At 63.6% G+C, this 15,028-nt stretch carries 11 protein-coding genes; 1 reads left to right on the top strand and 10 read right to left on the bottom strand.

All coding sequences use genetic code 11. From position 1 onward, the window contains the following. Positions 1-55 precede the first annotated feature (55 nt). From MRX98_RS02820 to MRX98_RS02800, 5 genes are all read right to left on the bottom strand, one after another. Positions 56-2,932 (bottom strand): CHASE2 domain-containing protein, encoded by a 2,877-nt coding sequence (locus MRX98_RS02820; RefSeq protein ID WP_246903057.1) that lies wholly within the window; start codon positions 2,930-2,932, stop codon positions 56-58. A 90-nt stretch (positions 2,933-3,022) separates the two neighbouring features. After that, positions 3,023-3,625: an OmpA family protein gene (locus tag MRX98_RS02815; protein WP_246902844.1), complete on the bottom strand. Its 603-nt coding sequence runs from the start codon at positions 3,623-3,625 to the stop codon at positions 3,023-3,025. A gap of 69 nt (positions 3,626-3,694) precedes the next feature. Further along, on the bottom strand, positions 3,695-4,141 hold the full coding sequence (locus MRX98_RS02810) for a FecR family protein (protein WP_246902843.1): 447 nt from the start codon (positions 4,139-4,141) through the stop codon (positions 3,695-3,697). A gap of 106 nt (positions 4,142-4,247) precedes the next feature. Beyond that, a complete protein-coding gene (locus tag MRX98_RS02805) occupies positions 4,248-4,772 on the bottom strand; it encodes a carboxymuconolactone decarboxylase family protein (RefSeq protein ID WP_246902842.1) in 525 nt (174 codons plus the stop codon). Positions 4,773-4,819: 47 nt separating this feature from the next. Then, positions 4,820-5,668 carry an SDR family NAD(P)-dependent oxidoreductase gene (locus MRX98_RS02800; protein WP_246902841.1) on the bottom strand — a complete coding sequence of 283 codons (849 nt, stop codon included), beginning with the start codon at positions 5,666-5,668 and terminating at the stop codon, positions 4,820-4,822. Positions 5,669-5,934: 266 nt separating this feature from the next. Here MRX98_RS02800 and MRX98_RS02795 point away from each other — a divergent pair, with 266 nt between their 5' ends. Continuing rightward, positions 5,935-6,963 carry an MBL fold metallo-hydrolase gene (locus MRX98_RS02795; protein ID WP_246902840.1) on the top strand — a complete coding sequence of 343 codons (1,029 nt, stop codon included), beginning with the start codon at positions 5,935-5,937 and terminating at the stop codon, positions 6,961-6,963. Between the two features lie 7 nt (positions 6,964-6,970). On the opposite strand, the gene MRX98_RS02790 is transcribed toward MRX98_RS02795, so the two are convergent. The 5 genes from MRX98_RS02790 to MRX98_RS02770 form a co-directional block, all read right to left on the bottom strand. Continuing rightward, positions 6,971-8,284 (bottom strand): MFS transporter, encoded by a 1,314-nt coding sequence (locus MRX98_RS02790; RefSeq protein WP_246902839.1) that lies wholly within the window; start codon positions 8,282-8,284, stop codon positions 6,971-6,973. A 414-nt stretch (positions 8,285-8,698) separates the two neighbouring features. Then, complete coding sequence (locus tag MRX98_RS02785; protein ID WP_246902838.1) at positions 8,699-9,865, bottom strand: CaiB/BaiF CoA transferase family protein; 1,167 nt, start codon at positions 9,863-9,865, stop codon at positions 8,699-8,701. Next, positions 9,865-11,007 (bottom strand): acyl-CoA dehydrogenase family protein, encoded by a 1,143-nt coding sequence (locus MRX98_RS02780; protein WP_246902837.1) that lies wholly within the window; start codon positions 11,005-11,007, stop codon positions 9,865-9,867. Before MRX98_RS02780 ends, MRX98_RS02785 begins: the two co-directional genes overlap by 1 nt. Positions 11,008-11,055: 48 nt before the next feature. Then, positions 11,056-12,261, bottom strand: a complete 1,206-nt coding sequence (locus tag MRX98_RS02775; protein WP_246902836.1) for an acetyl-CoA acetyltransferase — start codon at positions 12,259-12,261, stop codon at positions 11,056-11,058. A 21-nt stretch (positions 12,262-12,282) separates the two neighbouring features. Next, on the bottom strand, positions 12,283-15,024 hold the full coding sequence (locus tag MRX98_RS02770; RefSeq protein ID WP_246902834.1) for an SDR family NAD(P)-dependent oxidoreductase: 2,742 nt from the start codon (positions 15,022-15,024) through the stop codon (positions 12,283-12,285). Between the last annotated feature and the right edge of the window lie 4 nt (positions 15,025-15,028).

Here is a 15,028-nt window from a genome sequence, read left to right as displayed (position 1 = left end):
CATTGGTTTGTGCGCGACCCTTCGTGTCGGCGTGCAAGCGTTTGAATGCCATGGGTCAAGGGGGGATCTGCGTCGACTTGTTCTTATCCAGCTCACGGCGGACGGCCAGACCGATTTTCTCCAGGGTATACGGTTTGTGCAGATACTCACCGGCACCCAGCTCACGCATCGCCTGGACCCGCTCCGAGGGTGCGTAGCCGCTGGCGATGATCGCCTTTTGTTCCGGGTGTATTCGAAGAATGCGTCGGTAGGTTTCCAGGCCGTCGATCCCCGGTGGCATGACCATGTCGAGCACCAATAGATCCACCTCGTGGATCTGCATATAGCTTACGGCCTCCTCGCCATTGGCGGCGGACACCACTTGGTAGCACAGTTTGCCGAGCATCCGGGTGGCAATGGTGCGCTGTTCCGCGCTGTCGTCCACCACCAGCACCCGTTCCGTGCCGGTGTAATCCTGGAGCACCACCCGCTTGGGGATCGGATTTTCCTCTTCCCGCGTTGCCGGCAGGTAAATGTCAAACTGTGTGCCCTCACCTTCCTTACTGTGGATGTCCACAAAGCCGCCATGATCCTTGACGGTGTTCCAGACGATGGTCATGCCCAACCCTGATCCGCTGCGTCCCATCCGCTTTTTGCTGTAGAACGGTTCGAATATCCGGCGGCATTCGTCCGGCGCGAGGCCGACCCCCTCGTCGGCAATACGCAAGACCACATACTCACCTTCCGGAATTCGTTCGAATCCCTCGAAATCCTCATCCAGGTATCGGTTCAGGGTTCGGATGCGTATGTTGCCCCTCGCAGGCATGGCTTCGACGGCATTGCCGACCAGGTTCATGATCAACTTGGAGATGTGTAAGGCCGACCCTTTCACATGCAGTAAATCACCGGCCAATTCGCTGTTCATTGTGATATTGGGATGGTTGCGCGCCAGGTTGTCGTATTCCGGGGATCGGAGATAGGCGGTGACGATATCGTTCAATTTGACGATCCCATGGTTTGCGACGTTACGCCGTGCGATCATCAGCATATCCTGGACGATTTCAGCGGCCCGCTGTCCGGAATGCCGGATCGTCTCGATCTTTTCGCGCATGGGATCGTCGTCGGGCAGATCCAGCAGAAGCAATTCCGGATAGGTGACCAGCCCGCTCAAAATGTTGTTCAAATCATGGGCCACACCGGCGGCAAGGGTGCCGATGGCCTCCATCTTCTTGGACTGTTCCAGTTGGTTTTCGAGGTGTTTGCGCTGGGTGATATCCTTGGCGATGCCTTGTGTGCCTGCAAATGAACGCTCATTTGGCGCCTTTTGGGTGTAAATACCCTCCGCCGATATGTTGAAATAGCGATCTTTACCGTCTAGTGGTGGATCGTCGGACGATAGCATCAGCCGTATTTCCAGATCGGCGGTGGCGCGTTGCCCAGTCCGACGTTCGTTGATAAGATGGTTGGCCCGGGGCCGGTCTTCGGGTACGACCAAGTCCAGAATGTGTTTACCTATCAGTGTTTCGGGCATTTGTTGATAGCGGATAACGGCGGGGCTGATAAAGGTGATCCGACCCTGCGGGTCGAGGCGGAAAACGATGTCCGGGATGGTTTTGATGATCGCGCTCAACTCCTGTTGACTGCTTCTCATCAGTATCAACGCATCTTGCATGCCCAGCCGTGCGCGTCGCTGCCGCATCCAGTATTTGAAAAGCATGAGCAGTAGCCCGGCGCTCAAGATGGATACCGATGGAAGCAATGGGGAGAGAAGCATTTGCCGGCTGTTGAACAGCAACTGGGCGGACCACCAACAAGTGATGATGCCCAGGGCGCCGATGACGGTGGTGATTGCAAATTCGCAGCGCGCAATGCACAGGCTGAACAGGCCTACTGCCAAGAGTGAGAGGAGGATCTCCGCCAGCAGCATTCCTGTGTGGCGATGGATGTACTGTCCCGACAGGATCGTCTCCACCGCCTGGGCGTGAATCTCGACCGTCGAATAGCGCCCATGCCCCGGTGTGGGGAAGGCGGATGCCAGACCGGCGGCGGACAGCCCCACAAGCACCACCCGATCTTTGAAGACCGTCGTTTCGACTTGGCCGGCCAACACTTGCCCTGCGGGGACATGCAGCAGCTTCGAGCGCCGGCTGGTGAAGGGGATCTGAAGATTTCCTTTTTGATCGATGGGAATGGTGTGCGCACCGACGGTCAGCGTGCTATGGCTCGCCACATGTCGGTGCAATATCACCGCTGCCCCATGAACGGTGGGCAGCAGGGCGGCCAGCACCAGATTGGGATGAATCGCCTGTTCATATTGGATCATCAGGGGCAGACGCCGCATAAGACCGTCTGCATCGGGAAGGCCATTGAGAAAGCCGGAATGGGGCGCCGCCCGCGCGAGCCGGTCCACATTGCAGATGGCTCCTTGCGCACGATGCAGGCCCGCGGTTGCTTCTCCGTTGGTCGCTTTTTGTACCTGCACCAACTTGAGCGGGTGAAGAAAGCACGCTTCCTGTTCGCCGGGTACTTCGTCGAATTGAAGCTTGTATCCCAATACGAATGGGCCGCCGGAAAGGGTTTCGGCCAGCAAGGCGTCGTGGTCCTGCAACGGCAAGAGAGAGGTGCGATCCGCTTCGGCCATGATGAACGCAAGGGCGATGCTGCGGGCGCCCATTTCCGATAGCGTGTTCAGCAGCGATGCCATCCGGTGCCGCGGCCATGGCCACTGGCCCCACGTTGCCAATGCGGCTTCATCGATCTCCACCACCACGACTTGTCCGGTTGGTTCGGGGTCGCCGGCATTGGCAACAATGGCGTCGGTGGTTCTATGCTGCAGGTGGCTGATGAAATCGGGGCGTAAGAGGTAAAGTGCGGATAAAAAGATCGACAACAGAAGTCCCAGGCATACGGTCCATGGAACCGATGGATCCAATTTGTGTTTGGGCGTATCCATGTCTTTCAATACCACTGACACCTTATGCTACCCATCGGATTCCGGGGTCGGAAACGCCTGTCCGAGCTTCTGTGCGGGTGCGCGGTGATGCTATCGGATCACCACTTCCACCCGTCGGTTCTGGGCGTTGGCGACGTTATCGGGCGTTTTCACCAAGGGATTTTCTTGGCCATGGGAAACGACATCGATAAAAGCGGCGTCGATCCCCCGGTCGATCAGGAGCTGCCGCACTGTGATCGCGCGGCGCAGGGAGAGTTGGACATTATAAACTTTGTCGCCCATAGTGTCCGTGTGGCCCACCACCGAGACGCGGGTGGGGGAACGCGCTTCAATGGCTTCGACAATTTCCGTCAACTGTCGGCGGGAGTCCGGCAACAGTCGCACCGAATCCGATTCGAAATGAAGCCGGAAGTGCAGTGGCGGCAACGGTTGGTTGGCCACGACCTGGCCGAACAATGCTTCGACCTTGGCCGGGTCCAGGGGCTCCGGCGCACGGGGGGCAGCTTCCGGCGAGCGGATTACCGTCGCCAGGTTGGCTTGGTCGATGTCGACCGAACCGGCCTCGTTGGCAACCGTGATACGCCCCACCGATCCGTCCGGATCCGGTGCAAGCATGACCATGCTTTTTTTGCCGCAAGCCATGTTGAAGGCCATGGCCGCCAGGCAGCAAGCGATAAGTATCGATTTCTTCAAGGTTCACCTTCCTGCGTAAAGGCTGTCTTCGAATATGCGCCTGCGCGTCTGCGCACCTGCGCAAAGCGATCAATCCACCTTGATCAGCACGTGGGTTCCCCGAACGCCGATGGTGGCTGCAGGCAGGACGAGCTGTACGGCTTCAGGGGCGAGCTTGGCGATTTGCCCTGATAAATAGGACACCGTTCCCCGGACAAGTCGCAAGACGAAGGAGAGGTTGTTCTCAAGGGGTTCGAAAAGGTAGCTGTCGATGGTGAGTTCGGTGCCGGGGCCGATGGAAATGCGCGTATCGTCGGAGAAGACCAGGCCGACATGGCCGTTGCGGTCGGTTCGGATGATATCCGCCCGTTTGACTTCCATGCCGGACGTGACGGCGTGGGTCGTGTCGCCACGCGTAATCGTCGCTCCGCCCTCAACGGATTTAACGATGCTGATGAAGATTTCTTCGGCAACTGCGGTGCTCGTCCCGATCCAAACAAGGCCAAGGCAGAGCAGGCAGGCGATGGCATGTCTCATGGGCGCCTCCTTTGTTATGGATCAAGCTTACCGATGGGGCCGCTGTTTGACAAGTGAATTGTCACGGTTGTGGCGGCGGATGCGTTTCGCCCGCCACAGACAAGGATTACGCCTGTTGCGGGGCCGGTTCGATCTCCACTTCGAAGTTTTCGAGCACCCGTGACACCATCATGTAGTAGCCGATGGTGATGGTCAGTTCCATCAAGGCGCGCTGGGACAAGCTGTCGGCCACGGCCTTGAACGTGCTGTCGCCGGCCTTGACGTTGAGCACCACCTGGTCGGTGTAGCGCAGCACTTTGCGCTCCAGGGTGTCGAAGGCCGGCGCGTCGGGCCCGTCGCGCAGGGCCTGGATCTTTTCTTCGGCCACCCCCACCCGCCGTGCCAGCCGTTCGTGCTGGTATACTTCGTATTCCGCCCGGCAGAGAATGCCCACCCGCAAAATGGCCAGCTCCCGCAGGCGGCTGTCCAGTTCGTTTTTGCGCAACAAGGCCGCGCCCAACTCCAGAAAACCCACGGCCGCCGGTCCCCCATGGGCCAACATGCGGTAGATGTTCAAGGGCGGCCGGGTGCCCACTGCGGCACGCAGCTGTTCATCGGCCCGGCTCAAATCAAAATAGGGCATGCGGGGCATGTTCCGTACCTCCATTCAGGGTGTCTTGTTAAAGGCATCTCGCACTGCTACATCGCAATGCCCGTTCCCAAACCGCCATCCACGAAGATGGACTGGGCGTTGATATAGGATGCTTCATTGGAAAGGAGAAAAATGGCGGCATAGGCGACTTCCCAACCGGTGCCCTGGCGGCCGAAGGGGACCAGAGCGGCACGCTTGGGACGCTTTTGGGTGGCCACCCGGCCCAGGGGCGTGTCGATCAAGCCCGGTGCGACGGCGTTGCAGCGAATGCCCTGTCGCTGGCCGGCCAGGGCCACGCTGCGGGCCAGGGCCAATTGGGCCGCCTTGGTGCCTTCGTAAGCCGGATTGCGCCCGTTGGGCCGTTGACTGGCCAGGGAGGAGATCAGGACGATGGCCGATCCGGGCGCCATCAGGGGCAAAGCCGCCTGGCAGGCCAGCATGTGACTTCGCAGGTTGACGGCGAATTCCCGGTCCCAGATGTCGGACGTCAGGGTGTCCAGGGAGCGGCCGTGGCTGGTGCCCACATTGAGCACCAGACCGTCCAGGCCCCCCATGGCGTGGTGGGCCTGCTTGACCATGCGGGCGTTTTCCTCGGCCTGAGCCACATTCACCGTCAGCGGTTGGGCCCACCCCCCTTCGGCGGTGATGCGGGCCACGGTTTCGGCGGCGCTTTGCGCGTTGATATCGGCGCACACCACCCGTGCGCCCTCCCGGGCCGCCAGCATGGCGATGGCGCGGCCGTTGCCGGGAATCTCCTCGGCGCCGGTCACCGCCCGCTGGCCGGCGCCCACCACCAGTACGTTGCGCTCCGGCAAGCGATTGCGGCCCGGGGCGGTGCCGATGGCCTCGGCAAACATTTGGATTCGTGGATCGACTTTGCGTTCGGGGATACTCATCCGTCGTCACCTCCGTAGGCAAGCATGAAAGATGGCAAACGAGGGGCCGCCATGTCCGGCGCGGCTTGGCCGATGATCATGTGCGTGATACTCCTTGCATATCATAGAAGTCGCCCATCGGCATCCCCCCGTCGCGTGGACCGGCTTGCATTTTGCGCTGACTGTGCATAGAAGTGGGCGCCGGTCGGCCCGTGATGGGTCGCTTCGGCACAAACCAAACCCATGCAGTGCATTGCATCATGATCACAAGGCCCGTATAATCGCCCATGTCCCTCGCGACCAACCCCGAACCCCATCCGGGTGTCCACCGCCTCAAGCTGCCGCTGGCCGGTTCTCCCTTGAAGTATGTCAACGCCTATCTGCTGGCGGCGCCCCAAGGGTACCTGCTCATCGATACGGGCTGGAACACCCCGGATTGCCGGTCGTCCCTGCTGCAGCAACTGGACGGCCTGGGGATACGCCCGGAGCGGATCGGCCGGGTGGTGATCACCCATGCCCACATCGACCACTACGGCCTGGCCGCCGGGGTCCTGACTGCGCCCGACAGCCGTTTGCTGATGCACGCCCTGGAAGCCGATGTGGCGCACTTGCGCTACGGCGACACAGCGCATTACCTGCAGCGGACACAGGCGCTGCTTCGGGCCGCTGGGGCCGAGCGCGCAATGATCGCCGACGGTGGGCGGCAGGCGGACCGTTTCGCGCACCTGGTGGATCGGGCCGCGCCTGACATCCTGCTGCAGGGGGGCGAGACGCTGCAACACGGCGATTTTTCCCTGGAGGTGATCTGGACGCCGGGCCATTCCCCGGGTCACATCTGTTTGTACGAGCCGACCCGCAAGCTGTTTTTCTCCGGCGACCACCTGCTGCCGGGCATCACCCCCACCATCGGCCGCTATCCGCGCTCGGGCGACAATCCGCTGGGCGACTACATCGCCTCGGTGCGGCGGCTGAGATCGCTGAATGTGGCGCTGATGCTGCCCGGCCACGGTCCCCCGATGACCGGATTCCGCAGCCGGATCGATCAGGTGCTGAGCCAACACGAACGGCGCACCGGAGAGCTGCTGCAGCGCATGGCGGCCTGCGCCGAGCCGCTGACCGCCTACGACTTGGCGCGGATCATGCCGTGGTCGGCCAAGTTGCGCCCCATCGCCTTCGAGGAGATGGCGCCCTTCGATCAGCGCCTGGCGGTGGCCTCGGTGTCGGCCCATCTGGCCGCTTTGGTTCACGAAGGCCGGTTGATACAACAGACCCATGGCGGGGTGCACCGCTACCAACCGGTCCGGAGCGAGGGGTGAGGGGGGATCAATCTTGCTTGGCCCGCAGCGCCCCGGCGATGTTGCGGCAGCCGGTCTCCTTGACAAAGAAGGCGGCCACCAGGGCCATGGCGGCGTAACCGGCCATCAGCAGAAACCCTGCCTGGTAATCCCGCGCCGCATAGAGGCGCAGCCCGTCCTGCAGCGTCCCCTGCCAGAAGATGTCCAGCACCTTGCCGAAGGCCGGCTGCATCAGGGAAGTGCCGATGAAAGTGCCCATGTTGACGATGGCCACGGCCATGCCGGCGAAGCGCGGGTCGCTGACCTCCTTTGCCACCGGGAAGGTGACGGTGAACCCGGCGCCGGCGAACCCCATCAGGGCGAACACCGGGTAGCCGTAAACGGCGGATGTCCACGGGGGCATCGCCAGCAGGGCCCAGGATAGCAGGTAGAGCATCACCGAGGCCAGCAGAACAGCCTTGCGTCGCCGCAACCAGTCGGAGAACCAGCCGAAAAAGAGGCAACCCAGGGCGAATCCCAGCAGCATGACGGTCATATAGGCGGCGGCCTCCGGTCGCTCGAAACCTTTCACATCCCGCAGATAGGGCATGCCCCACAATCCCATGAAGGCGTAGAGGCCGCCGGTGGTGCCGAAGTTGACCACGAACCCGGGCCAGAGGTGCCGGTTGCGGGCCACCTCCAGCAACTGCCGCCCCAAGGCGCCCAAGCCGGTGAACGGTGCCTTGGTGGCATCGGACAACGGCGCGAAACTGCAATCCTCGGGCCGGTTGCGCACCACGATGGCCCCCAGAACGCCCAGGGCGATGGACACCGCGCCGATGGCCACGAAGGTGGCGCGCCAGGTGACCACATCCAACAGCGCCGCCAGCGGTCCGGCGGCCATCACCGACCCCAAGTTGCCCACCAGCAGGGTCAGGCCGCTCATGAAGCCGTAGCGCGACTCGCTGAACCAGACCGAATTGCTCTTCATGGTGCAGACAAACACCACCGACACCCCCAGCCCCACCATCAGGCGGCCGGCGCTCGCCACCGCCAGGGTGGGCGCCAACCCGAAGAGGATCGCGCCGCACCCGGCCAGCAAATTGCCGACCACCACGGTGGTGCGGGTGCCCAGGGCGTCGGCCAGCACCCCCGAAGGGATCTGCATGGCGGCGTATACATAGAAATACATGGCCGCCAAGGATCCCAGGGCCGCACCGGAGGTGTGAAAGGTGGCCATCAGCTCGCCGGAAACCACGCCGGGCGCCATGCGGTGGAAATAGACGGTGATGTAAGCCAGGATGAGGACAAGGAAGATCAGCCAGCGGGTGAGGTTGAAGCGAACAGCGGGCGACAAGGGCATGGGGCGTTATCCGTATTCAGGGTTGGCGCCGGTGCGACGGCACGAAGAAAATGGGTGTCGGCGCGTTTTGTGCAATCAGCGCGCCGCCATCGGGATCCGCCTCTGATAGCCTCCCATCGGAATTTTTGCAAGTCCGGAATGCGCCCTGGCGGGCGCCGGTTTTAAGTTTTAAGTATTAAGCTTTAAGCAATGAATTCTGTCGTTTAGATAGGTGTGTGGAGGCTTGTGTTTCGGGGGTGTCGGAGGTGGCGGGTGGCGGGTGGCATGGGCAACGGGTTGCCGGGGTTGCGCAGCAACATGAGGTCATGCGCATCTTTGCCGCTACCGGCACGGGTGACGCCGTTTTTTTGAAAAACCGTTTGGTAATGGGGCAAGCCCCAACTTGGGCGTTGTGCATCACTGCATAATAAAAGCCTATACGACCTTCTGTGCCTGCAGTTGCCGGATTTGGGTTTCGCTGTAGCCGTATTCGGCGAGGATTTTCGTGGTGTGTTGGCCGAAACGGGCGCTTGGTGTGCGCAGGGTGCCGGGCGTGACGCTCAGTTTGATCGGCACGCCCAGATGGGTTTCGCCGGGATCTTCGGGGGTTTCGATCTGCGCCACCATCTCCCGCTTTCGGAACAGGGGGTCGCACAGGGCTTGTTCCAAGGTGTGCACGGCGCTGACGCAAATTTGCTGGCCGCCGAGGACGGTTTCCCAGTGGGACAGGGGGTGTCGGCGGAAGGCGCGGCGGAATGCGTCGATGATCTCTGCGCGGCGGGCTTCGTCGAACTGCAGGTCGGCGTATTGCGCCATATCCATTGCCTCGCAGAGCCGGCGCCAGAAGCGGTTTTCCAAGGCCCCGACGGCCACGGCGCGGTCGTCGGCGGTTGCGTAGGTGTTGTAGCAGGCGTAGCGGTGGCCCAGCAGGTGGTCGCCGCGGCGGGGCGCCTGGCCGGAGAAGCCGTGCCAGAAGTGGGCTACGGGCAACATGGCCAGCATGCCGTCGGTCATGGCGATGTCGATGTATTGGCCGCGGCCGGTACGGTTTCGGGCGTAGAGGGCCAGCAGGATGCCGATGGCGCCGTTCATGCCGCCGGCGGCGATGTCGGCGATCTGGATGCCGGGGATGCTCGGCGGGCGGTCGGGGTCGCCCATCAGATCCAGCGCCCCGGCCCGGGCCAGGTAGTTGACGTCGTGGCCCACCTGGTCGCGGCAGGGGCCGGTCTGGCCGTAGCCCGTGATGGCGCAGTAGATGATGTCCGGCTTGACCTGCCGCACGCTGTCGTAGTCCACCCCCAAGCGCGCCGCCACGCCGGGCCGGAAGCCTTCTATGATCACATCGGCGCCGCGGGCCATGCGCATGAAGATCTCCTTGCCGGCGTCGGTTTTCAGGTCCAGGGTCATGTGGCGTTTGTTGCGCTGCACCGTGGGCAAAAAGAGACCGTCGGCGGCGTACTGCCGTTTGTCTTCGATGGCGATCACCGCCGCGCCGTGGTCGGCCAGGATCATGGAGCAGTAGGGGCCGGGCAGCAGCCGGGAAAGATCCAGCACGGTGACGCCGTCCAGGGCGCCGGGAGATGGTAAGGCGTTTGCGTTCATCACAATCCCATGAATTTGGCGGCGATGCCCTTCATGATTTCGTTGGTGCCGGCGAAGATGGACATCACCCGGGTATCGCGGAAGGCACGCACCATGGGGCACGCCTCCAGCATGCCGTGGCGTCCCAGCAGATCCAGGGCGCGGGAGGCGATGCGGTGCACGGCGTCGGTGCACCAGTACTTGGCCATGGAGACTTCCACCACGATGTTTTGCTTCTCCATGTGGTCGGTGATGAGTTTTTCCATGAAGGTGCGGCCCAGTTTGACTTCGGTGCTCATCTCCACCAGGGCGAATTGCACCGCCTGGGCGCGGCAGAGGGGCCGGCCGTTCACCAGGGTGCGTTTGCAGTGGTCGATGGTGTATTCGACGATCCGTTCGGCCGCCGCCACCGCCCCCATGACACAGGCCAGCCGCTCCTGCTGGAGCTTTTCCATCATCATCAGGAAACCGGCCCCTTGCTCCCCCAGGCGGTTGGCCACCGGCACACGGCAATTGGTGAAGAAGAGCTCGGCCGTGTCCTGGCTGTGCCAGCCCATTTTGTGCAGGGGGTTGCCCTTTTTGAAGCCGGGCGTGTCCGCTTCCACCAGGTAGAGGGAGATGGCTTGATGGGGATTGGACTGCTCCGGGTCCTTGGCCGCCAGCACCAGCAGGTCGCAGTTGAGGCCGTTGGAGATGAAGGTTTTGGTGCCGTTGAGCACCACCGTGTCGCCCTCTTCCACCGCCGTGGTCTGCATGCCCGCCAGGTCGCTGCCGGCGTTGGGTTCGGTCATGGCCACGGCGGTGACGATGTCGCCGTTGACGCAGCCGGGCAGGAAGCGCTGCTTGATCGGTTCGGCGGCGAAGGATTCGATGTAGGGCACCACCACGTCGCTGTGCAACGTGGCCGCCAATCCGGTGTGCACGGTGCGGGAGAGCTCTTCGGCCACGATGAGCGCGTGGATGAAGTCGCCGCCCATGCCGCCGTAGGTTTCGGCCACCGTGGGGCACAGAAAACCGGCCCGGCCCATCTTGCGCCAGGCCTCCCTGGGCACCCGGCGCCGGGCCTCCCATTGGTCGACATGCGGGATCACCTCCTGTTCGCAGAAAGCCCGCAGGCGCCGGCGGAACTGTTGGTGGTCCTCGGTGTATCGGAGAATATCCATGGTGTGATTCTCCTTGTCCCGGTAATGTCGTGCACGTCTTCCGGGCGCTTACTTGTACTTTCCGATGATCGCGATGCTGCAGATGTTCTGAAACGGGAAACCGCCCAGATTGTGGGTCAGCCCGTAGCGGGGGTTGCCCAGTTGGCGCTTGCCGGCGCGGCCGTGCAATTGCAGATACATCTCGTAGAGCATGCGCAGGCCCGATGCGCCGATGGGGTGCCCGAAGCACTTGAGCCCGCCGTCCACCTGGCAGGGCATCTGGCCGTCGCTGTCGTAGAAGCCGTCCATCACGTCGTGCCAGGCGCGGCCCCGCTCGGAGATGTGCAGATCTTCCATGGTCACCAGTTCGGTGATGGAGAAGCAGTCGTGCACCTCCATCATGCTGATCTCCCGTTTGGGATCGGTGATGCCGGCCTCCTGGTAGGCCATTGCGCTGCAGCGGTCGGTGGTCATGAAGTGATCGCCGTCCCAGCGGTTGAAGGCGGCCTCTTCGCCGCTGCTCAACGCCACCTGCAGGGCCTTGACGGTGACGAAATCCTTCTTGCCCAGGCCGGCGGCGATTTCCGGGGTGGTGACAATGGCGCAGGCCGCGCCGTCGCTGACCCCGCAGCAGTCAAACAGTCCCAGGGGGTGGGCGATGATGGGGGCGCCCAGCACCTGGTCCAGGCTGACCGCCTTTTGCAAGTGCGCTTTGGGGTTGAGGGCGCCGTTGGCGTGGCTTTTGACCGACACCCGCCCCATGGCGCGCTTGAGGTCCTGCTCGCCGACGCGGTACTTGGCCCGGTAGGCGCTGGCCAGCTGGGCGAAGGCGCCGGGGGCCGAGAGGTTGGGCATCCACTGCCACTGCAGGCTGCCGGCGTTGGATCCCGGGTTGGGCAGACCGCCGTAACCGGTGTCCTTGAGTTTTTCCACCCCCATGGCCAAACAGATGTCGTAGGCGCCGGAGGCCACGGCATAGCAGGCGCCGCGGAAGGCCTCGGTGCCGGTGGCGCAGTAGTTCTCCACCCGGGTCACGGGGATCATGGGCAGGCGCAGGGTGACGGCCAGGGGCATGGCCGTCTTGCCCACGTTGATCTCCTCCATGCAGGTGCCCAGCCAGGCCGCTCCGATCTGCCGTTTTTCCAGGCCGGCGTCGGCCAGGCACTCCTCGAAGGCCTCCACCATCAACTCCTCGGCGCCGGCGTCCCAGCGTTCACCGAAGCGGGTGCAGCCCATGCCGATGATGGCCACTTTGTCCTTGATTCCGGTTGCCATGCGCAAACCTCCCTGGGTCCCTTAAATCGTGAACAGCTTTTCGATGAGCTGCGATTTCATCACATCCCCCTCGATCTTCAGCTTGCCTGAGGTGAACGCCTGCATGGGCGCCATGCGGCCGGTCATCATGGCGCCGAAGTCGGCCGCTGCCATCTTCAGGGTGCAGGTGGGCCGGGGATGGTCTCCGGCGGCCACGGTGCACTGCCGGTCCTTGATCTCGCAGGACCAGTTCCCGCCGCCGGGGCCCGAGATGAGGAACTGGAACACCACATCCACCCCTTCGGCCGCATCGGCTTTGAAGGTGCCCGCCAGGCGGTCGAAGATCGCCTGGGTGTCCGGCGCTTCCTCGGCCGCGGGGGTCTGTCCGCCGCCGGTCGTGGCCGGTCGGTCCTTGGGCGGCGGCGGCGTCATCAGGTCCACGGTGGCGGCGTTGAGATCCGCCAGCTCCTTGGCCCCTTGCAGGTCATTGATGTGGTCCCAGTGGAAGGCGATGTCCTCCACCGCCGGCGGATCCCCTTCCCGGCCCAGTTGCACCGGCGGCCCGGTGAGCAGCGCCGCCCGGCTGAAGTGGCCGACACCGGCGTTGAAGATTTGGCCGCTGTGGTCGCACCCCTCGCTGCACAGGTAGAGGACCATGGGCACCACATCGTCCGGCTTGGCCATTGCGAACAGCTCGGGGGGCATCACATCCTCGGTGAGCCGGGAGGCGGCCAGGGGGGCGATGGTGTTGACCCGGATGTCGTATTTGCCCCCTTCCAGCTTGAGGGTGTTCATCAGCCCCACCAGGGCCATTTTGGCGGCGCTGTAGTTGGCCTGGCCGAAGTTGCCGTAGAGTCCGGCGGCCGAACTGGTCATGACGATGCGGCCGAAGCCGTTGGCTTTCATTGCGGCGAAGGCGGGCCGGGTGACGTTGTAGGCGCCGTTGAGGTGCACGTCCATCACCGCACGCCAGTTCTCCGCTTCCATCTTGACGAAGCTCTTGTCCCGCAGGATGCCGGCGTTGTTGATCAGAATGTCCACCCGGCCGAAGGCGTCCAGGGCGGTTTGCACGATGGCCGCGCCGCCTTCGGCGCCGGCCACGTTGTCGTAGTTGGCCACCGCCTGCCCGCCGGCTTCCCTGATTTCGGCCACCACTCGATCCGCCGCCGCACTGGCCGCGCCGCTGCCGTCCCGGGCGCCGCCCAGGTCGTTGACCACCACCTTGGCGCCGCGCCGCGCCAGTTCCAGGGCGTAGGCCCGGCCCAGGCCGCCGCCGGCGCCGGTGACGATGGCCACCCGGTCGTCGAAACGGATGCGGCGCATCTGTTCGGCGGCATCCGGCGTGGGGGTGGCTTTCCAGAAATAGTTGACAAAGCCCCGCTGCTTGTCCTCGGTGCGCTTGCGGAAGACCATCTGCACCGGCAGGCCCACCTGCAGCTCCTCGAAGTCGCAGTCGGTGAAATCGGCCATCAGCCGTCCGCCATCATCGAACTGCACCATGCCGTACTTGTGGGGCGGGTCCACCGACACCGCCAGCAGATCGCCGGTGAAGGTTTTGATGCGGGCGGGTCGGTCGGCGAATTCGTAGTCCTCCTGGCTGTGCAAGGCGCCGCAGTCGGGATTGACGCAGATGTCCATCTTGGGAAACTGCGGCGTGCCGCAGGTGCGGCAGCGGCCGCCCACCAGTCCCAGCAGCATCTTCCGGTTGCGCCACAAGGTGGTCATGGCGGTCTGGGTGGGGGCCTCGGCCCGGATGCCCATTTCCGGGTCGATCAGTTCGCGGAACTTGAGCCACTTGGCGTAGTTGTCGGTGGCCTTGCCGCGGGCCAGCGCGCCGCGGACCCCGGCGCGCGGGGCCAGGCCGGCGATGGCCTCGGTGACCCGGAAGCACAGCGCATTGCACCCCTGGCCGAAACCGGCCATCAAAATGCGTTGGCCCGGTTCGGCCGTCTCCAGCGCCCGCACCAGCAGCAGCAGGCTGTGGGCCGCGCCGGTCTCGCCGCACACTTCGTGCATGTTGTCCATCACCTGGTCCGGCCGGGCGCCCAATTTTTTGGCGATGTTGCGGTGTTCGGCGGTGAAGAAGCAGGGGTAGACCAAGCGATCCACTTGGTCGATGGCGATGCCCAGCTTGGCCAGCAGGCCGTTGACCGCCTCCGGGATCATCTTGCCGTAGCCTTCGTCGCGCACCCATCGCTCTTCCCAGAAGTAGTCGAACCGCTTGTCCGCCGCCCGGTAGTGGTCGACAAAGTCGTAGGAGACGGAGAAGGCGCCCTCGAAGGCGGCGATCACGTCGCTGTCGCCCACTTGCAGGGCGGCGGCCCCGTCGCCGAACCACATTTCATAGAAATAGCCCGGCCGGGTTTCGCGCCGGTCGGCGGCCGCCACCAGGATGTTGTTGCGCGCGCCGCCCTGCACCGTTTCCAGGGCGGTGAGCAGGGCCGTGCTGCCGGCCTTCTGGGAGGCGGTGACATCGGCGGTCAGAAGGGTGCCGGGCAGGTTGAGGGCCGTGGCCACGATGCCGGCGTTCTGGCGGTCGGCGAAGGGCAGGCTGGTGGAGGCCAGGTAGAGCCCCTGCAGCGCCTGTTTGTCACGGCCGGTCAAACAGTCCCGGGCGGCGGCCACCGCCATGGTGACCGCATCCTCGTCCCAATTGCACATGGCGCGTTCGCCCTGGGCCACCATCATCAAGGCCGGGGCGAACCACCCCATGGACTGGAAGATGGCGGCCCGCTGCAACCGCAGTTTTGGAAGATATGCGCCGTAGGCGGTAATGCCGATCATGATT

Source organism: Desulfatitalea alkaliphila (assembly GCF_022968795.1).
Taxonomy (GTDB): domain Bacteria; phylum Desulfobacterota; class Desulfobacteria; order Desulfobacterales; family Desulfosarcinaceae; genus Desulfatitalea; species Desulfatitalea alkaliphila.
The sequence above is the reverse complement of the archived record's forward strand: the minus strand, read 5'-3'. Positions and strand labels throughout refer to the sequence as shown.